Raw genomic sequence first — 19,030 nt, 5'->3', positions numbered from 1 at the left:
ATACTTAAGTTACTCGTGAGTAAGGGAGCCTTCGTGAGTCACTACAAGTCGAATCTGCGGGACATCGAGTTCAACCTGCTCGAGGTGCTGGGCCGGGGTGACGTGCTCGGACAGGGCCCGTACGCCGAGATGGACGTCGACACCGCCCGAGAGGTGCTCGCGGAGGTCGACCGACTGGCCAAGCACGAGCTGGCCGAGTCGTTCGCGGAGGCCGACCGGAACCCGCCGGTCTTCGACCCCGACGCCCACGAGGTCCGGATGCCAGAGGCGTTCAAGAAGAGCTACCACGCCTACATGGACGCGGAATGGTTCAAGCTCGAGCTGCCGGCTGAGCTCGGCGGTCAGCCGACCCCGCCGTCGCTGCGCTGGGCGGCCGCCGAGCTGGTGCTGGGCGCCAACCCGCCGGTGCACATGTACGCCGCCGGCCCGAACTTCGCGCACGTGCTCTGGCGCAACGGCACCGAGCGCGACCAGAAGATCGCGCACCACATCATCGAGCGCGGCTGGGGCGCCACCATGGTGCTGACCGAGCCGGACGCCGGCTCCGACGTCGGCGCCGGGCGGACCAAGGCCACGCTGCAGGACGACGGCTCCTGGCACATCGAGGGCGTCAAGCGGTTCATCACCTCGGGCGAGCAGGACATGACCGAGAACATCGTCCACCTGGTGCTCGCGCGGCCGCAGGGCATCGAGGGCGTCGGTGGTCCGGGCACGAAGGGCCTGAGCCTGTTCGTGGTCCCGAAGTACCACTTCGACCTGGAGACCGGCGAGCTGACCGGTGAGCGCAACGGCGCCTTCGTCACGAACGTCGAGAAGAAGATGGGCATCAAGGTCTCGACGACCTGCGAGATCACCTTCGGCGACGGCGTGCCCGCGAAGGGCTGGCTGCTCGGCGAGGTGCACGACGGCATCGCGCAGATGTTCCAGGTGATCGAGTACGCCCGGATGATGGTCGGCACCAAGGCGATCGCCACCCTCTCCACCGGCTACCTGAACGCGCTCGAGTACGCCAAGGAGCGGGTGCAGGGCGCGGACATGACCAACCCGGCCAAGGACGCGCCGCGCGTCACGATCACCCACCACCCCGACGTACGACGGTCGTTGCTGACGCAGAAGGCGTACGCCGAGGCACTGCGGGCGCTCGTGCTGTTCACGGCGACGTACCAGGACCGCGCCGAGCAGGCCCGGTACGCCGGTGAGCGGGACAAGCTCGCCGAGGGCGTGAACGACCTGCTGCTGCCGCTGGTGAAGGGGTACGGCTCGGAGAAGTCGTGGACGCTGCTCGGCACCGAGTCGCTGCAGACGTTCGGCGGCTCCGGCTTCCTGCAGGACTACCCGATCGAGCAGTACGTCCGGGACGCGAAGATCGACACCCTCTACGAGGGCACGACCGCGATCCAGGGCCAGGACCTGTTCTTCCGGAAGATCATCAAGGACCAGGGCAAGGCACTGGGGCATCTGGCCGAGCAGGTGCAGGCGTTCGTCGCCTCCGAGGCGGGCAACGGCCGCCTGAAGGAGGAGCGTGGACTGCTCGCCAAGGGCCTCGAGGACACGCAGAAAATCCTGGGCATCATGGGGCAGGCCCTGATGGCCAGCAATCCCCAGGCAGAGAACGGCGACCCCCGCAACGTCTACAAGGTCGGGCTGAACACCTCGCGGCTGCTGTTCGTCCTCGGCGACGTGGTCTGCTCGTGGCTGATGCTGCGGCAGGCCGAGGTCGCGCTGGAGCGGCTCGGTGGCGACCTTTCGGCCGCTGACCAGGACTTTTACGCCGGAAAGGTGGCCGCGGCGCAGTGGTTCGTGCGGTCCACGATGCCGTCGGTCCGGGCCGAGCGGGTGAAGGCCGAGCTCACCGATCTGGACGTCATGGACCTCCCCGAGTCCGCGTTCTGAGGCTCCTCCGGCTCGGCCACTTGCGCGGGTCGAGCCGGAGGGTTCGGGGCATGATTTCGCCGATCTGCCCCAGGTTGCCCCACGATCTGCCCTGTTGCGGAGCGTCGTGATACGGCAACGTTTCTGCCCTGCAACACCGTGACCCTGGCTTGGTTTCCCCTGTCCGAGCCAGGGTCGCGCCAACTTAGAGGGTGTCTTGGGATTGTGCGCCGAGGTGCCCGCCGAGTGCCGCGCAGTAGGCGCGGAATCCCAAGACACCCTCTGTGGCGACTGGAACCGTTCGATGCGCCCCTGCGTCCGTGTGCATGTGCCCCCGTCTGGTCGTCGTACGCTGTCCGCGATGCGCGCCCGTCTCCTCACCGCCCTGCTCGCGGTCCTCTTCGTGCTGCCCGCCGTTCCGGCGCGGGCGGCGACGCCGGAGTTGCCGGACCGGATCGCCGCGGCCTGGCGGACCGACCACCTGTCGGTCGACCCACGGCTGGCCGGCGGGATCCCGGCCACCGAGCTGACCCGGATCCGGGCCGCGATGCGGACCGCGGGCATGCCGGTGTACGTCGCGATCGTGCCGTGGACGCCGCCGATCCGGGAGGCCCGGTTCGACCTGCCGACCTTGCTGCAGGCACGCATCGGTACGCCGGGCCTGTACCTGATCGCGGTGGTGAACGGCACGTACTGGTCGGTCAGCGCCGAGATGTACCGGGCCGGCGGGCTCCGCGGCCGCGACCTGGTCAGCGTCCAGAACGACGACAAGCAGCGCCTGGAGGTGACCACGGACCGGCCCGCGCCGTCGATCGTCCGGACCATCCAGGAAGCCTCGACGGCGCTCGACGGCCGCGCACTGCCGACCGTCCCGACGGCGGATCGGCGGCCGCCGATCGACCACAGCGACCACGGCCTGTCGACGACCGACAAGGCGGACCGGTCGACGTACATCGGGATGGGGATCGGCGCGGTCCTCGGGTTCACGCTGACGCTGGTCCTCGCGCTGCGGCGCCGCCGGACCACGCCGAAGCGCAGCAAACCGGCGGCCAAGGAAGACCCGGCGACCGACGCGTTGGAGGTGCAACTCAAGGCCGACGACCGGATCACCGCGGCCGAGCGCGCCGTCGCCCGGCTCGACCGGCGCCGCAACCGGACGCCGAAACAGCTGGACCAGCGCGACGAGGCGTACCGCCGGCTGGATGCCGCGCAGACGCTGCGCGCCGACCATCCGGACGACCTGCTCGCGGCCGCGGGTGCGCTGGTGCTGGCCCGCCAGGCCGAGCGGGTCGCGTCCGGCGCGGCCCTGCAGCCGCCGTGCTTCTTCGACCCGACGCACACCCCCGGTACGGCGACGGTGGACTGGTCGGACGACGTCGAGGTGCCGGCCTGCCAGCAGTGCGCGGGCGTCGTACGGCGCGGGAACACACCGCGCGGGCTCCGCGTCTGGTCGAAGTCCGGGCTGCTCGGTCACGACCGGAAGCAGGTGCCGTACTGGACCCTGGAGCCGGAGGACAACCCGATGGTCGCGAGCGGTTTCGGCGCGCTGTCGGACGATCTGCCGGAGCGGGTCGCGGCCTGGAAGGACGAGGTCCGATGAGGCGGCTCCTCCTGTTGCTGACGGCAACGGTCATCCTGCTCACCGGTACCGCCTGGGCGGCCACGCCGACCGATCCGCGGATCACCGCCGCGGTCGCGGCCTGGGGGTCGGGGCCGGTGTACGTCGACCCGGACTACGCCTCGATCGCCGACACCGACGAGATGGACAAGGTCATCGCCGGGGCGAACCGGCCGGTGTACGTCGCCGTCGTACCGACCGGCGCCTGGTTCCCGGAGCGGGGCGACACTCAGCTCCTGGCCGGCCGGTTCGCGGCCGCGAACGGCAAGCCCGGCATCTACGTCGTGATGGACGGCGACGACACGCACGGCGTCGCGCACGAGATCGCGGCGTACGCACCGGACTGGACCTACCCGGACGGGAAGCAGTCGCTGAGCAGCCAGCTCAGGGACTACCTGGACGGGATCAAGGAGTACAAGTCGAGTACGCCGGAGCCTGCCCGGACGACACCGACGCCGACCCCGGCCCCCGAGCCCTCGTCGCCGTCGGTCGAGGACAGGTTCACCGTCGGCAAGGCGCTCGCCAACGGCGGCGGCGGCCTCGTGCTCGGCCTGATGGGCGGCGGCGTCCTCGGCGGACTCGTACTGCTCGTGGCGGCGATCGCCACTCCGCGACGACGGAAGGAACGCTCGTGAAGGCCCGGATTCTGCTCGCGTGGCTGGCTGCCGCGCTGACCGTGCTGGTCGCCGCGCCGGCTCAGGCCACACCCGCCGGGACCCCGGCGCAGCGGGCGCACGAGATCGCGACCGCGCTGCTCAAGGACTCGCTGTACATCGACCCGGCGTACAAGACCGCGCTGCCGGAGAACCTGCGCGCCGACGTCAAGAAGAAGGCGGCCGCGCTCGGGTACCCGACGTACACGATCATCCTGCCGCTGACCCCGAGCGACGAGTTCCAGGGCAAGGAGAGCAACGTCCTCACACTGGTGATGGACGCGCTCCAGAAGCCCGGCCTGTACGTCGTGGTCGACGGCGGCAGCCGCTTCCCTTGGTACGAGGCGAAGGACCTGCCGCAGGTCAGCGAGGAGAAGCTGAACGCGTCCCGGCAGCGGGCCCTGGACGACACCGGGTACGACGCGGGGCCGACCGAGGTGGTGGCCCGGATGTACGAGCTGCTCGCCCAGCCGGGGATCCCGAAGACGTCCGCGCGCCCGAACTCGGGGACGCCGCCGCGCCGGGACAGCTCCGAATCCGGCGGGCACGGCACCGTGATCACGCTCGGGATCGTCGGCGGGCTGGTCGTGCTGGTCGCGCTCGGGCTGGTGATCGGGCGGGTCCGCGGATCCGGGTCGCGGCCGAACCGGGAGAAGACGTTCCGGATCCCGCCACACGTCGCCGCGACGGTGGCGGCCGAACGGCGCCGGAAGCTGACCCGGGACACGACCGCGGAACTCACCACGCTCGGCTCGCAGCTCGCGGCCCTGCCGACGACCGAAGGCGCCGGGCTGGCGTACCAGCAGGCCGCGCTGGACGACCACGCCGCCGCGTCGAAGGTGCTCGACGCCACGTCGCCGGACCTCGTCGACCTGGTCGGCGCGATGGTGCTGCTGGACAAGGGCCGCCGCGAGTACGACGCCGCGGTCGCGACCGCAGCCGGCCGGCGCGTGACCGACGTACCAGAGCTGTGTGCCTTCAACCCGCTGCACGGGCGTTCGACCGGACGGCCGACGAAGGTCGAGTCCAACGGGACCACGCTGACGCTGCCGCTGTGCGCCGAATGCCGGCAAGCCCTCAAGCGCGGCGCGGCACCGGCGTCACTGCCCGGCAAGGACGGCCCGTACTGGTACGAGGACTCGCTCTGGGCCCGGACCTTCTTCGGCACCACCGGGGACGACCTTGCCGCGTCGGTGTCCCGGGGCGAGCTGCACCGGTAGATCCCTGAGGAGTGCTCAGGGTGGCCTCGGGGGATCTGCCGGATCCTCCGAGGTGGGCTCGACGCCTACTGTCGTTGCGACAGCGTGGGTGGGCTCGAGAAGAGGCGGACGATGGCGGAGAACAAGCAGCTCGGCGTGGTACTGCTGGTAGCGGCGGCCGGGCTGGCGTTCTGGCAGTTCGGGGATCGGGGCTCGGACGACACACACAAGATCGACGACAAGATCACCTCGGTCGAGCTCGCCGCCGGTCACTCCGACATCACGATCAAGGTCTCCGACGACAGCCAGACGACTGTGCGGGAGAAGCGCAAGTACTGGTTCTTCAAGCACGGCAACGCATACTCGGTGCACGACGGCGTCCTCAAGCTCGACGGCAAATGCGGCTGGCAGTGCAGCGCGGACTACGAGATCACCGTCCCGCGCGGCACCAAGGTGACCGGTGAGAGCGGCAGTGGCGACGTACAGCTCACCGGGGTCGGCGGCGTCGACGCCAAGGCAACCTCAGGCTCCCTCGAACTCCGCGACATCGACGGCGACGTCAACCTGGACGCGACTTCCGGCGACGTGTCGGTGCACGGCCTGAACGGCAAACTCGACGTCAAGGCGAACTCCGGCGACATCGAGGGCAAGGACCTGAAGGGCGGCCCGGTCGACGTCGAGACGACCTCAGGCGACATCGAGCTGACCCTCGCCGAGGCGAACGACGTACACGCCAAGGACACCAGCGGCGACGTCCAGATCACCGCGCCCGGCACCGACTACAAGGTCAGCACCGACACCGGGCACGGCGATATCGAGAACAAACTCGGCAACACCGACAACGGCTCGCACTCCGTCTCGGTCAGCACCACCTCGGGCGACATCGAACTCCGCAGCAGCTGAGCGTCACTCCCGTACGTCGCGGTGGTGCTCCTCCACGACGCGGTACTCCTCCTCGACGGCCGGGTCGATGGCGCTGGTCTCGACACGGCGGCGGCGGTTGGCGATGTAGAACGACAGCAGGATGCCGGCCAGGCCGGCCAGCATCAGGATGTAGCCGACCACCTGCAGGTTGACGGCGTCCCAGGTGTCCCGGACAGCGAACGCCAGGACGGCGCCCACCACCATCAGAAAGATGCCCACACCGATACTCATCGACGTCCTCGCTTCGCTCCTGGCCGCGACTGTCTGACGCCTCTCCGGTACCCGAACCACAAACTCCTACTTGCCGCCGGACAGCACCAGTTCCAGCCGGTTCGGGCCGTCGGGGGTGATGGTGACCGGGACGCCCCAGTCCTGCCGGTGCATGTGGCAGGCGGGGAACTCGACCTCGGCCGAGTCGTCGCACGACGCGGCCTGCACAGCCACATGCAGTACGCCGGAACCAGCGTGCGGGTCGACGACCAAGCGCCGTACGAGCTCCGTGGAATCGCCGGCGCCCTCGCGGAGCAGGTTGTCCGGGGTGGACGAGACCAGCAGCCGGGTCGACGGGCCGTACCGGTCGTCGAGCTTCTGGCCGGGCGGCGGCGTGAAGACGACCTCGAGGGTGACCTCGCCGGCCGCCAGGTCCATCGGCGGACGCTGGGTCCGGGTGCTGAACTCGGTCGCGGTCGCCGACGCGCCGAGCGGGATCCGGGTCAGCCGGTGCGCGGCGGACTCGACCACCAGCAGTTCGTTGCCGATGACAACGGCCCCGCTGGGCTCGGCCAGTCCGGTAGCCATCGTCTCGACGATGTCAGTAGCCGGGTCGTATCTTCTGACGGCGCCGTTGTACGTATCCGCGATCGCGATCGAGCCGTCCGGCAGCACGGTCACGCCGAGCGGGTGCTGCAGCAACGCCTCGCTCGCCTTGCCGTCGCGCAGCCCGAAGTCGAAGAGCCCGGTGCCGACGGCGGTGTGCACGGTCTGGTCGATCCAGCGCAGCGCGGAGATCTCGGAGTCGGCGAGCCACAGCCGCTCCCCGTCTGCCGCCAGCCCGCTGGTCTGCGCGAACCACGCCTCGTCGAGCGGACCGTCCTTCAGCCCTTCGTTGGTCGTCCCCGCGGCAATCTCGGTCACCCCGGTGAACGGGTCGAACGTCCACAGCTGGTGTACGCCGGCCATCGCGATCCACACCTTGCCGCCCCACCACGCGACGTCCCACGGCGAACTCAGTACGTCGGTGCCGTCGCCGTCCATCCACTGCTTGCCGGTGCCGACCAGCGTCGTGACCTCACCGCTCTGCAGGTGGACCCCACGGAGCGCGTGATTGACCGTGTCCGCCACGACCAGGTCGTACCCGGTCCGGGCGGCGATGTCGTCCGGGAGCAGGACCAGCCCGTTCGGCTCGGAGAACCGCGCCTCGGAGTCGCCGCCGTCCACGAAACCACGCTCGCCCGTTCCGATCCGACGTACGACGGTGGTCGCGTCGGCGGCAAGCTCCACGATGCTGTGGTTCCCCGCGTCCGCGACCAGGAACCCGTTGTCCAGCGCAACCACCTTCGCCGGGAACCGCAGATCGGTCGGCTTCGCCGCGGGCGCGACGTACGGCGACTTGCCGCGGGTCAACGTTCCGGCGGCCTCGTGTTCGGCGACAAGCTCCGCCAGCAACGCATCCAGCGCGTGCAGGTGCCCTTCGCCGGAGTACTGCGCGACGATGTACCCGTTCGGATCCACCAGCACGAGCGTCGGCCAGGCGCGGGCCGTGTAGTTCTGCCAGGTGACCAGCTCCGGGTCGTCCAGCACCGGATGCCCCACCTCGTACCGCTCGACGGCCGCCCGCACCGCCGCCGCTTCCCCCTCATGCGCGAACTTCGGCGAATGCACCCCGACGATCACCAGCGCATCGCCGTACTTCTCCTCCAACGGCCGCAACTCGTCGAGCACATGCAGGCAGTTGACACAACAGAACGTCCAGAAGTCCAGCAACAGGAACCGCCCCCGGAAGTCGGCCAACGCCAACTCCCGGCCCCCGGTGTTCAACCACCCACGACCCCGCAACTCCGGCGCACGCACATGCATGCCACCCATTGTCCGCGACAGCCCAACCGCCGCGGTCAGCGCGGCAGGATCAGGGTGTCGGTGAGGAGTTTGGCGGTTTTGCGGAGGGTTGCCGGGGAGGAGGAGAGGTCGGTGGCGAGGGTGTAGGGGGTGAGGGTCTCGCCGGGGCCGACCAGGCGGTGGCGGTGGGCGATCAGCCAGACGATGGCGCGGGGCCAGGTCGAGAGGCGGGCCTTGGTGAGGAGGTCGGGGGCGTCGCGGACCAGGCGTTCGGCGATGTCGAACGCGTCGGGGGCGTACGCCGTACCGAGGGTTTCGCCGGCCATCAGCCAGGCGTGCGGGGCGAGCACCGAGAGGGTGGCGGCCTGGTGGTTGTCGAGGCCCTCGAGGTCGGGCTGGGGTGGGGAGCCGAGGCCGGACAGGGCGCGGTAGGCGTCCTCGAGGTCGTTGGTGGTGTCGTCGAGGAAGACGCGCTCGCCGGGCTTCGAGCCGACCGGGTCGATCATCGCGGCGGCCTCCAGTGCGGGCTGCCAGACATCGACCGCGTCGACCGCCTCGTCGACGGTGTCCAGCGGCAGGCTGCCGCGGTCGCCGGCGAACTCGAGCCAGGCCTTCACCACTACCGGGACCGCGTCGAAGTAGGTGCTGTCGGCAAGCACCTTGCGGGGCAGCCAGTGCGCCAGGAACAGCTCGACCAGCACGCCGCTGACCCGCAGCGGGCCGCCGACTGTGTGGTCGACCGCGTGGTCGACCCAGAGCCGGGCGATGTCGGCCGCGTCGCCGGGCAGCCCGGCCGCGAACCGGGACACGAGGAACTCCTCGACCAGCTGCTCGCGCTGCCGCGGGGTCAGCAACGGCCGCATCGGCGGGCGGACCGGGCGCTCCGGCATCTGGGTCAGCCGGTTCACCAGCAGGCCGGTGAAGAACTCGAAGTCCTCGCTGACCGGCGGATCGTCGTAGTCCCGGGTCTCGCCGAGCGCCTGCAGGATGATCCCGGCGGCGATCGGCGGCCGCACGGTCCGGATGGTCACCCGGCCGCCGCGCTGGTACGCCTCCAGGACGCGATCCACCGGCGGGCCGACGAACACGTCCTTGATGATCGCGCCGATGTTGTTGTCGATGAACACCACCACGGTGTGCGGGTGCTGCTCGTCGTCGTAGTCGAGCACGACGCTCAGCCCGTCACCGGTGATGTCCTCGGACACGATCGCGCTGGTCAGCCGGAACCCGGCGATCCGGGTCACCCACTCGGGCACCTCGTCCTGGGTCCGCAGGCGGGACACGTGCGCCCGCTGCAGCGGCAGCCGGCCGGCCGGCCCGACGGTCCGGGCCAGGCTGGTCAGCAGCACGAAGGACTCCAGGTCACGGCGCTCACCGAGCACCCGGGCTGCGTCGGCCCAGAAGAAGCGCTCCACCTCGCCGATCTCGTCAGGACGCCCGGCCGGCCACAGCTGGTCGGCGAGCATCGCCGCCGAGCGGGCCACGGACGCCTCGGCGATCACCGGGTGCAGCGCGGCCGGCACCGCGGCCAGGTCGAGGGAGAGCGTTTCCAGCAGGGTCTCCAGCACAGCGACGCTCGGCGTGGTGTCGACATCGACACCCGCCGGCGGCACGCACGGTTCGCCGGGATCGGAGCCGACGAGCCGCAGGTGGCTGCGCCGTCCGTCCCGTCCACTCGGAGACTTGGTCACCTCCGTGAGATTACCGTCCGGAGCCGGTCCGCCGCAGGCCCCTGCGCGCGTCCTGTGGATAACTTGACGACGGCCCGTGCTCGAGTGCGCACGGGCCGTCGGGAAGTACCGAGAAGGTCAGCCCTTCAGCGCGCCTGCCATCAGACCGCCGATGAACCACCGGCCGAGCACGATGTAGACGATCAGCGTCGGCAGCGACGTGATCAGCGCACCCGCCATCGAGGCGGCGTAGTCGACCTTCTGCCCGCCGGCCAGCGCCGCCAGCCCGAGAGTGACGGGACCATTGTCCTGTTGGGTCAGGAACAACGCGAACAGGAAGTCGTTCCAGACCGAGGTGAACTGCCAGATCAGCGTCACCACGAACCCGGAGATCGAGATCGGCAGGATGATCCGCAGGTACGTCTGCACCAGCCCGGCGCCGTCCACCCGGGCCGACTCGATGATCTCGTTCGGGACCACGGTCGCGTAGTAGTTCCGGAAGATCAGCGTGCAGATCGGGATGCCGTAGATACAGTGCGCCAGGATCAGCGTCGGCACCCCGCGGGTGACGTCCAGTTCGGTGAACGTCGTCCGCAACGGCAGCATCACCGCCTGGTACGGGATGAACATCCCGAACAGGATGAACGCGAAGACGATGTTCGCTCCCGGGAACCGCCAGCGGGCCAGCACGAACCCGTTCATCGACCCGATCAGCGAGGAGATGATCGCGGCCGGGATGGCCAGCGACAGCGACCGGATCATGTACGGCTGCAGGACGTCCCAGGCCTTCCGCCAGGGCTCCAGCGTCCAGGTCTTCGGCAGGCTCCACTGCGACGCGGCCGTGGTGTCGCCGGAGGTCTTGAAGCTGGTGATCAGTACGACGTACACCGGGATCAGCACGAACAGCAGGAACAGCAGCAGCAGGACGTACCGGACCGTCCGGCTGCGCCGGGTCGAGCCGTCCGCGATCACGCCCCGGCTCTTCGGCGGCTTCCGGCGGACCGCCGCGGCGGCGGTACCGGTCGCGGCGGTGGCGGTGTCGGCGCTCATTGCTCGTTCTCCTGCCGGACGGTGTACGCGATGTACGGGATGACCAGGACAGCGACAACTGCCAGCAGTACGATCGCGATCGCGGCCGACTTCGCCATGTCACTGCGCAGCAAGGTGTTCCACATGTAGACCGCGGGCACCTCGGTACGGAACTGGTTCGGCCCGGTGATCGCGTAGATCAGGTCGAACAGCTTCAGCGACATGTGCCCGAGGATGATCAGCGCGGACAGCGCGATCGGCGACAGCTGCGGGAACAGCACATGCCGGTACAGCTTGAACTCGGACGCACCGTCCACCCGGGCCGCCTCGCGCAGCTCCGGCGGGATCCCGCGGAAGCCGGCCAGGAACAGCGCCATGATGTACCCCGACAGCTGCCAGACCGCGGGTAACGCGATGGACGCCATCGTCGTCCATCTACTGCCGGCGGTCCACCACGGATTCTCCAGGAAATGCAGATGGAGGATTTCGAACAGCCGGTTCAGCCCGCGGGCATCGGCGCCCTGGGACGGGTTCAGCAGCCAGCCCCAGACCACGCCCGAGGCGATCATCGAGATCGCCATCGGGAACAGGTAGATCGACCGGAAGATCGACTCGCCGGGCACGCCTTTCTCCAGCAGCAGTGCCCAGAGCAGGCCGAAGATCAGCGTGCCCACGATGAACGCCACCGTGAGCACGCCGAGGTTCTTCAGCGAGTTGAGGAACCGGTCCTCACCGAAAAGGTGCCCGTAGTTCTCGAACCCGACGTAATCGGCCGGGCCCTTCCGGGCCGTGTGCCGGTTCGTCAGCGAGGTGTTGAAGGACCACGCGATCAGCCCGTAGACGAAGTACCCGAGCAGCAGCACGGTCGGCAGCAGCACCAGGGCTCCGGGGCCCCAGGTGCGGATTCTTCCGTGCACGTTCAATCCTCCAACTCGACGAGGTTCCGCAACTCGACCCGCATCAGCTCGTCTTCATCGCGGTACCGAGCGCGGACTGCAGCTTCGCGACGTCCGGGCTGCCGCTGAACTGGCTCAGCGCGGACAGGATGTCGTTGTTCTGCCCCAGCGTGCAGGCCGCACCGTGGGCGCAGGACGGGACGATCTTGTCCTTCTTCCAGTCCGCCATCGCGGTCTGCTGGTACTTCGGGTAGTCCGCCGGGTTGGCGTCCGAACGGGCCGGGATCGAGCCCTTCTTGGTGTTGAAGGCCTTCTGGCCCTCGGCGGAGCCGACCGTCTTCAGCCAGCACTTCGCACCGTCGGGGTCCGCACCGTTGGTCGGCAGCGTGAACGAGTCGGCGAGGAACTGGAAGTCCTCGGACGTCCCCGGTGACGGCCAGTACGTGTACGCCGTGTCCGGCACCTTGTCGGCGAGCTGCTGCGCGGCGACCCAGTCACCCATCAGCGTGTAGCCGGCCTTGCCGCTGTTCACGTAGCCCAGCGCGTCCGGCCAGTCGATCGCCTCGCGGTCGGTGTTGGTGAAGGTGAGCAGCGTCTTGTACTTGTTCAGCGCGCCGGTCACGTCACCGCCGGACCAGTCGGTCTTGCCGTCCCACAGGCCCTTGAACTTGTCCGGACCGAGCTCGGCCAGCAGTACGGCCTCGACCAGCATCTCCTGCGCGAAACCCTTGGAGATCGCCAGCGGCGCGGCCACCCCGGCAGCCTTCAGCTTGGTCAGGTCGGCGATCCAGGCGTCCACCGAGGCCGGGGCCTTGGTGGCGTCGAGGCTCGCCTTCTTCAGCACGGTCGGGTTCGCCCAGACCATGTTGGCCCGGTGGATGTTCGCCGGGATCGAGTAGATCTTGCCGTCGACGGTCAGGTTGTCGAGCAGGTTCTGCGGGAACGCCTTGTCCAGCCCGTAGTCCTTGTACAGCTGGCTGACGTCGTCGACCTGGCCTGCGTTGATGTAGTCCTTCAGCTCCGCGCCGGCGTGCGCCTGGAACGTGGACGGCGGCTTACCCGCCTGCAGGTCGTTCGCCAGCACCTGCTTGGCGTTCGAGCCCGCGCCACCGGCGACTGCCGAGTTCACGAACTTGTAGTCCTTGCACGAGGTGCCGAACACCGACACCAAGCCGTCCAGGCCGGCCTTCTCACCACCGTCGGCCCACCAGGTGAAGACAGTGACGTCCTTGCTCGCCGACGAATTGCCGCCACCGCCGCTGTTGTCGCTGTTGCCGCAGGCGCTCACCGCGAGAAGACCCGCCGCACCCACCAGCGCCAGGGTCTTACTCAGACCACCACGCATGATTCACTCTCCGATCGGATTGATGGAGCAGCCTGCCCCCTTGACCGCCCCAACTCTGGAACTGCTACTCGCGAGTGTCAACGTTCCGCGCAGGCGCGTTGCGCAGCCGTGACCCCGCGCCGCTGGACAGTGTGAGCGCGCACATTCCTTGTTCGAACAGTGCGATTGCGCACAACGTCAGGGTTTGAGCAGCACCTTGATCGCCTGCCGCTCGTGCATCGCGGCGTACCCCGCGGCGACGTCCGCGAGCTGGAGTTCCGAGTCGAACACCTTCCCCGGATCGATTTCTCCCGCCAGTACGTCGGCCATCAGCTCGGGCAGGTACGCCCGGCACGGCGCGGCGCCTCCGTTCAGGCCGACGTTCCGGCTGAACATCGTCCCGATCGGCACCTCGACCCCGTGCGGTACGCCGACGAAGCCGACCGTGGCCCCGGCCCGGGCGACCTCGAACGCGGTCGTCATCGACTGCGCGGTGCCGACACACTCCAGGACGGCGTCCGCGCCGACGCCCTTCGTCAGCTCCAGCACCGCGTCCCGCGCCGCGTCGCCTCGTTCGGCGATCAGGTCGGTGGCACCGAACTCGGTCGCCAGCTGCTGCCGGGGCTCATGCCGCGACAAGGCAACGACCCGCTCCGCACCCATCCGGGACGCAGCCAGTACGCCGCACAGCCCGACCGCGCCGTCGCCCACGACGACGACCGTGTCGCCGGGCTTCACCCGCGCGGAACGTGCCGCGTGCCAGCCGGTACCCATCACGTCGGACAGCGTGAGCAGCGACGGGACGAGCGCGGCGTCCGGCATCTCCGGCGTCGCGACCAGCGTGCCGTCGGCGTACGGGAGCTTCACGTACTCGCCCTGGCCGCCGTCCGCCTTCGCGCTGCCGTACCCGACCAGGTTCTGGCAGGCGGTCTGGTACCCGGCGAGGCAGTGCGGGCAGGTACCGTCGCTGACCACGAACGGCGCGATCACGAAGTCGCCCGGCTTCACGGTCCGCACCTCGGAGCCGATCTCCTCCACGACGCCGACGAACTCGTGCCCGATCGGCCGCGGCTGCTGCACCGGGTTCTCCCCGCGGTACGGCCACAGATCCGAGCCACAGATGCACGAGGCAACGACCTTGACGACCGCGTCACCCGGCCCCGCGATCCGCGGATCCGGCCGCTCTTCCAGCCGGACGTCGTACGCTCCGTGAATCACCGTGGCTCGCATACCGGCCAGCGTAGTTCAGACTGCAACGACCTCGAACACCACCGACCGCGGCGCGGCGGCCGCGAACTCGTCCGGGGTCGGGCCGGTAACGGCACCGATCCGCAGGAAGAACGGCACGCCGTGCGGCACCTCGACCGGGAACGCGCGCAACACCTTCTCCCGGTCCCGGACGTCCTCGAGCGGCTCGAGCCGGACCTTCTGCCGGCTCCGCCCTTGAATCAGCACACCCCAGCCCGCCGCGGACGCGTTGCGGACCCAGTCCGCCTCCGGTGCCGGGCTGAGCACATACCGCCGTCCGTCGACGGTCAGCGGTGACACCGGCGTGGTCCGCAGCCGCCCGGTCGACCGCCCGGGCACGGACAGCAGGTGGATCGTCCCCGGCCGCATCCCCAGCTTGTGCAGCACCTTCACCAGCCGGTTCACCGGCTGCAGCCAACCGGGCAGGCCCTCGACCGCCATGACAGCTCCATTTGTTTCGATCATCGAAATAACTGCTTCGATGGTAGAATGTTTCGAGTGTCAAAACAATCCCTGGTCGCGGAGATCGCCGGGACGATCGCCAGGTTCCAGGACGCGACCGACCGTGTGGACGCGGCGGCAGCCGGTGTCCTCGGGGTGAACCGCACCGACCTGCTGTGCCTCGGGCTGCTGGTCCGCGGTGGGCCGTTGACGGCGGGGCAGCTCGCGACCGAGGCGGGATTGAGTCCGGCGGCGATGACGGCCGCGATCGAGCGGATGGAGCAGGCCGGGTACGCCGGGCGCACCCGGGACGAGGCGGACCGGCGGCGGGTGCTCGTCGCGGCGACTCCGGCCGCGGTACGGCGGCTCGCCGAGATCTACGCGCCGCTGGAGAAGCTCGGCTCGGCGCGGTTGGCGAAGTACTCGGTCGCGGAGCTCGAGACGATCCGCGACTTCCTCGGTGCGGGCATCGAACTCCAGGACCACCAGGCGGAGCGCATCCGCGGCCTGGCTAGATAGTCGAATACCGTCCGCGGCGGTGCACCAGGGCGGGTGCGTCGTCGGCGCCGAACTCGACGTGCGCGATCTCCAGCTGCACGTGCAGGCCCCAGCCGATCTCCGGTGGGTCCGGGTCGACGAGGGTGCAGCCGGCCCAGGTGCTGACGCCGACCGGGGCCGGGCCCCACTCGGTGTCGGTCCAGTCGATCAGCTTGAACGGGCCGCCCGGCGCCGGCGCGACGTACCCGAAGGCGTCGGCCAGCTGCCGGTGCGGTTCGCCGAGCAGCGACACCACGGCGGTCCTTGCCTCACGCAACGTCTCCCACAGGTCCGAGTCCGGGTCCAGCAGGCCGATCACGTACCCGGGCTCACCGTCCGCGACCAGCATCGACGACACCGTGAGCCCGGCCCGCTTCCCGTCGTACGCCGTCGTCCACAGCCCCACGGGCGACGGCAGCCGCCCGCGGAACCGCCGTACCGGACTCCGCTCGGACTCGGGCGGCAGGAAGGGATGGTCGCCGTGAATGGTCACCGAGCCACGGTAACGCGCTCCCCGAGGTCGAACGTCTCGATCGGGTGCAGACTGAGACCACTGGAGCCGCGCACCGTCTCCACGGTCCCGTCCGCGCCGAACGTGAAGCGGTACGACTCGCCGTACGAGCTGTAGCCGTTGCCGCCGACGACCCGCAGGGCGTCGCCGTCCGCCTCGAGCAGCATCGGCTCGTCGGCCGGGTTCCCGCCGGACGGGTCGGTGATGTAGAGCCGGCCGCCGATCAGCATCACGTCGGTGAGGCCCCACAGGTTCGCGTACCGCCCGGTGAAGCGCTCCAGCCCGGTCGCGTCGCCGCGGTCCTTCGACGCGGCCAGGTCCAGCAGCCGGAACAGCCCCTCCGCGAGCTGGGACGCCGGGCCGTCGATCGCGTTCGTCAGCACCGAGACGACCAGGCGCTGCTCCGGGTCGACGAGCGTCCGGGTGATGTGGCCCGGGTACCCGCCGCCGTGCCCGATCAGCTCCCGGTCGCCGACCTTCGTCATCGCGATCCCGAGCCCGTACCGGCCCTTCTCGTCGCTCCCGGTCGTCCACAGCGGGTGCTGCATCTCGCGCTTCGACTTGTCCGTCAGCAGCCGGTCGTCGCCGGGCAGGTGCGCGGAGAAGTACGTCACCAGGTCGCGCGCGTTCCCGAAGAACCCGGTCGCCGACGCCAGCGCCGCGGTGTCGACATGCTCGATCGGGACCCGGGTGTCGGCGTACGTCAACGAGCTGTAGCCGGCCGCGTACTCGGCCAGCCGCGCCGGGTCGAGTTCCGGGCCGAGGCGGGTCAGCCCGAGCTTCTCCACGATCGACTTCTGCACGAACTCGTTGTACGACGTCCCGCTGACCGCCTCGACGACGAGCCCGAGCAGCCCGAAGCCGATGTTCGAGTACTTGAACCGCTCGTTCTCCGGGATCACCGCCGAGTCCGCGTCCCGCAGTACGGCGATCAGCTGGTCGCGGTCCGGGAACGCCGTGGACAGCTGCCACCAGTCGGCGTCCTGGCTGTCCCGGGTGACGCCGGCCGCATGCGCGAGCAGTTCGCGGACGGTCCGCTCACCGATCGGCGTACCGGCGATCGCGGTCACGTGCTGCGCGGCCGTGTCGTCCAGCCGCAGGACGCCCTGCTCGACCAACTGCAGGACGGCGGTCCCGGTGAACGTCTTCGAGTGCGACGCGATCCGGAACAGGTGGTCGTCGGTCAGCGGTACGTCGTTCTCCACGTCGGCGTGACCGTACGCACCGGTGAACACCACGTTGTCCCCCGCGAACACCGCGGCCTGGACCCCGGGGATCCGTTGGTAGTGCTGGTTGTACTTCAGCCAGCTGTCGAAATAGGTGAGCGCTTCGCGCAGGTTCTCAGAATCCAAGGCCTCAGACATGACGCCTAGATTGAATGACGCGGAAGCGACTCGCAACGTAAGCGCCGTCGGTGTAGGTCGCGTTGGCCGCCGGATTGGCCCCGGTGCCGTGGAAGTCGCTGAACGCCGCGGACTGGTTCACGAACACCTGGCCGGTGAGGTTCTCGGAGAGCGCGACGCCCGCGTCGAGGGCCGCGTCCCGGGCTTCGTCGAGGACCTTCGGGTCGGTCGAGTAGATGCCGGCGGTCATCGCGCCGTCCTCGGTCACCGTCGACCGGAACAGCTCGACCGACTGCCCGGTGTCCGCGGTCCGGACCAGGAACGCCACCGGCCCGAAGCACTCCCGCCCGTACACGTCGGCGTCCTCGGCGTCGATCGCGACCAGCAACGGCGTCCGGACCACCGCCTCCGGGAACGCCGGGTGCTGGATCGCGCGGGACTCGAGCACCACGTCGCCGTACTCTCCGGCCAGCTCCAGGCGGTTGATGACGGCCTGGTTGACGATGCCGCCGAGGATCTCGACCGCGCGGGCGTCGTCGCCGAGCAGCTTGCCGATCGCGGTCGCGAGCCCGGCGCCTACCTCCTCGAAGGACTTGTGGCCCTCGTCGGTCTCGATGCCGCCGGCCGGGACGAACAGGTTCTGGGTGGTGGTGCACATCTGGCCCGAGTACAGGCTCAGCGTGAAGGCGAGGTTGTTGCAGAGCGCCTTGAAGGAGTCGGTGGAGTCGATGACGACCGCGTTGACCCCGGCCTTCTCGGTGAAGACGGTGGCCTGGGTGGCGTTCTGCTCGAGCCATTCGCCGAACTCGCTGCCGCCGGTGAAGTCGATCAGCTTCACCTCGGGGCGCTGGGCGAGCGGCTTGGCCAGGCCGTCGCCGGCCCGTTCGGTGGCGAGCGTGACCAGATTCGGGTCGAAGCCGGCCTCGGCCAGGACCTCGCGGCAGACGTCGACGGTGATCGCCAGTGGCAGTACGGCGCCCGGGTGCGGTTTCACGACGACGGCGTTGCCCGTGACCAGGCTCGCGAACAGACCGGGCCACGAGTTCCAGGTCGGGAACGTGTTGCAGCCGATCACCAGCGCGACGCCGCGGCCGGTGACCGTGAACGTCTTCTCCATCCGGATCGGGTCGCCCTTCGCGGGCTTCTCCCAGGTCGCGGTGGCCGGGAAGCGGTTCATCTCCTCGTACGCGTACGCGACCGACTCGAGCGCGCGGTCGAGCGCATGCGCGCCGCCGGCCTGGAACGCCATCACGAACGCCTGCCCGCTGGTGTGCTGGACGGCGTTCGCCAGCTCGAAGATGCGCTTGTGCAGCCGGTCGAGGATCTCCAGGACGACCCCGGTCCGGCCGTCGATCCCGGCCCGGCGCCAGTCGGCCAGGCCCTCCCGGGCGGCCGCGAGCAGCTCGTCCAGGCCGTCCTCGACCACCCGCGGGTAGGCGACGTCCATCGTGATCCCGTACGGCGACTGCTCGGTCACGACCGTTCCGCGCGCACCGGGGATGTCGAGCGCGTACGCCGCACCCAGATGGGCCTCGAACGCGGTCTTGCCGTCGGCCGCCGCGGTCTCGCCGTACACCCGGGGGCTCGGCGACTCGGGGAACGCGGAGTGGTAGCCGCGGTCGTGGATCGCCTTCAGCGCGCCGTCGAGGCGCTCACGGTGGGAGGAGAGCAGGTCCGTGGTCATGTCTGCGATGTTACAGTCAATGGCGC

17 protein-coding genes are annotated in these 19,030 nt (G+C 69.6%); 6 read left to right on the top strand and 11 right to left on the bottom strand.

Going from position 1 to position 19,030, the window contains the following annotated elements; genetic code table 11:
* Nucleotides 1-33 precede the first annotated feature (33 nt).
* The 5 genes from ACXJJ3_RS23880 to ACXJJ3_RS23860 all read left to right on the top strand — a co-directional run bounded on the left by ACXJJ3_RS23880 (nucleotide 34) and on the right by ACXJJ3_RS23860 (nucleotide 6,245).
* Nucleotides 34-1,893 carry an acyl-CoA dehydrogenase gene (locus ACXJJ3_RS23880; RefSeq protein WP_458164062.1) on the top strand — a complete coding sequence of 620 codons (1,860 nt, stop codon included), beginning with the start codon at nucleotides 34-36 and terminating at the stop codon, nucleotides 1,891-1,893.
* A gap of 340 nt (nucleotides 1,894-2,233) precedes the next feature.
* Nucleotides 2,234-3,472, top strand: a complete 1,239-nt coding sequence (locus ACXJJ3_RS23875; protein WP_458164061.1) for a hypothetical protein — start codon at nucleotides 2,234-2,236, stop codon at nucleotides 3,470-3,472.
* Entirely contained in the window at nucleotides 3,469-4,125 is a 657-nt protein-coding gene (locus ACXJJ3_RS23870) for a hypothetical protein (RefSeq protein WP_458164060.1), read from the top strand. The genes ACXJJ3_RS23875 and ACXJJ3_RS23870 overlap by 4 nt, the downstream gene beginning before the upstream one ends.
* Nucleotides 4,122-5,363, top strand: coding sequence for a hypothetical protein (locus ACXJJ3_RS23865; RefSeq protein ID WP_458164059.1), 1,242 nt, complete (start codon nucleotides 4,122-4,124; stop codon nucleotides 5,361-5,363). The genes ACXJJ3_RS23870 and ACXJJ3_RS23865 overlap by 4 nt, the downstream gene beginning before the upstream one ends.
* Before the next feature lie 111 nt (nucleotides 5,364-5,474).
* Nucleotides 5,475-6,245 carry a DUF4097 family beta strand repeat-containing protein gene (locus ACXJJ3_RS23860; protein WP_458164058.1) on the top strand — a complete coding sequence of 257 codons (771 nt, stop codon included), beginning with the start codon at nucleotides 5,475-5,477 and terminating at the stop codon, nucleotides 6,243-6,245.
* A 3-nt stretch (nucleotides 6,246-6,248) separates the two neighbouring features.
* On the opposite strand, the gene ACXJJ3_RS23855 is transcribed toward ACXJJ3_RS23860, so the two are convergent.
* The 8 genes from ACXJJ3_RS23855 to ACXJJ3_RS23820 all read right to left on the bottom strand — a co-directional run bounded on the left by ACXJJ3_RS23855 (nucleotide 6,249) and on the right by ACXJJ3_RS23820 (nucleotide 14,929).
* Nucleotides 6,249-6,497 carry a DUF6458 family protein gene (locus ACXJJ3_RS23855; RefSeq protein WP_458164057.1) on the bottom strand — a complete coding sequence of 83 codons (249 nt, stop codon included), beginning with the start codon at nucleotides 6,495-6,497 and terminating at the stop codon, nucleotides 6,249-6,251.
* A gap of 66 nt (nucleotides 6,498-6,563) precedes the next feature.
* A complete protein-coding gene (locus ACXJJ3_RS23850; RefSeq protein ID WP_458164056.1) occupies nucleotides 6,564-8,342 on the bottom strand; it encodes an NHL domain-containing thioredoxin family protein in 1,779 nt (592 codons plus the stop codon).
* Between the two features lie 35 nt (nucleotides 8,343-8,377).
* Nucleotides 8,378-10,012, bottom strand: coding sequence for a hypothetical protein (locus tag ACXJJ3_RS23845; RefSeq protein WP_458164055.1), 1,635 nt, complete (start codon nucleotides 10,010-10,012; stop codon nucleotides 8,378-8,380).
* Between the two features lie 117 nt (nucleotides 10,013-10,129).
* Complete coding sequence (locus ACXJJ3_RS23840) at nucleotides 10,130-11,041, bottom strand: carbohydrate ABC transporter permease (RefSeq protein WP_458164054.1); 912 nt, start codon at nucleotides 11,039-11,041, stop codon at nucleotides 10,130-10,132.
* Nucleotides 11,038-11,937, bottom strand: a complete 900-nt coding sequence (locus tag ACXJJ3_RS23835) for a carbohydrate ABC transporter permease (protein WP_458164053.1) — start codon at nucleotides 11,935-11,937, stop codon at nucleotides 11,038-11,040. The genes ACXJJ3_RS23840 and ACXJJ3_RS23835 overlap by 4 nt, the downstream gene beginning before the upstream one ends.
* Before the next feature lie 43 nt (nucleotides 11,938-11,980).
* Nucleotides 11,981-13,261 (bottom strand): ABC transporter substrate-binding protein, encoded by a 1,281-nt coding sequence (locus tag ACXJJ3_RS23830; RefSeq protein ID WP_458164052.1) that lies wholly within the window; start codon nucleotides 13,259-13,261, stop codon nucleotides 11,981-11,983.
* Nucleotides 13,262-13,438: 177 nt separating this feature from the next.
* Nucleotides 13,439-14,470: a zinc-dependent alcohol dehydrogenase family protein gene (locus ACXJJ3_RS23825; protein ID WP_458164051.1), complete on the bottom strand. Its 1,032-nt coding sequence runs from the start codon at nucleotides 14,468-14,470 to the stop codon at nucleotides 13,439-13,441.
* 15 nt (nucleotides 14,471-14,485) lie between these two features.
* Nucleotides 14,486-14,929, bottom strand: coding sequence for a deazaflavin-dependent nitroreductase (locus tag ACXJJ3_RS23820; RefSeq protein WP_458164050.1), 444 nt, complete (start codon nucleotides 14,927-14,929; stop codon nucleotides 14,486-14,488).
* A gap of 57 nt (nucleotides 14,930-14,986) precedes the next feature.
* Here ACXJJ3_RS23820 and ACXJJ3_RS23815 point away from each other — a divergent pair, with 57 nt between their 5' ends.
* The gene (locus tag ACXJJ3_RS23815) at nucleotides 14,987-15,448 is read left to right on the top strand and encodes a MarR family winged helix-turn-helix transcriptional regulator (protein ID WP_458164049.1); all 462 of its coding nucleotides are present in this window, start codon (nucleotides 14,987-14,989) and stop codon (nucleotides 15,446-15,448) included.
* Here the strand turns inward: ACXJJ3_RS23815 and ACXJJ3_RS23810 are convergent.
* Genes ACXJJ3_RS23810 through paaN form a run of 3 tightly spaced genes read right to left on the bottom strand, consistent with a single transcriptional unit; the run spans nucleotide 15,441 to nucleotide 19,004 of the window.
* On the bottom strand, nucleotides 15,441-15,959 hold the full coding sequence (locus ACXJJ3_RS23810; RefSeq protein ID WP_458164048.1) for a flavin reductase family protein: 519 nt from the start codon (nucleotides 15,957-15,959) through the stop codon (nucleotides 15,441-15,443). The genes ACXJJ3_RS23815 and ACXJJ3_RS23810 overlap by 8 nt on opposite strands.
* The gene (locus ACXJJ3_RS23805; RefSeq protein WP_458164047.1) at nucleotides 15,956-17,341 is read right to left on the bottom strand and encodes a serine hydrolase domain-containing protein; all 1,386 of its coding nucleotides are present in this window, start codon (nucleotides 17,339-17,341) and stop codon (nucleotides 15,956-15,958) included. The genes ACXJJ3_RS23810 and ACXJJ3_RS23805 overlap by 4 nt, the downstream gene beginning before the upstream one ends.
* A complete protein-coding gene (gene paaN, locus ACXJJ3_RS23800) occupies nucleotides 17,334-19,004 on the bottom strand; it encodes a phenylacetic acid degradation protein PaaN (RefSeq protein WP_458164046.1) in 1,671 nt (556 codons plus the stop codon). The genes ACXJJ3_RS23805 and paaN overlap by 8 nt, the downstream gene beginning before the upstream one ends.
* Nucleotides 19,005-19,030: the final 26 nt, after the last annotated feature.

This window comes from Kribbella sp. WER1, assembly GCF_054189145.1.
The sequence above is the reverse complement of the archived record's forward strand: the minus strand, read 5'-3'. Positions and strand labels throughout refer to the sequence as shown.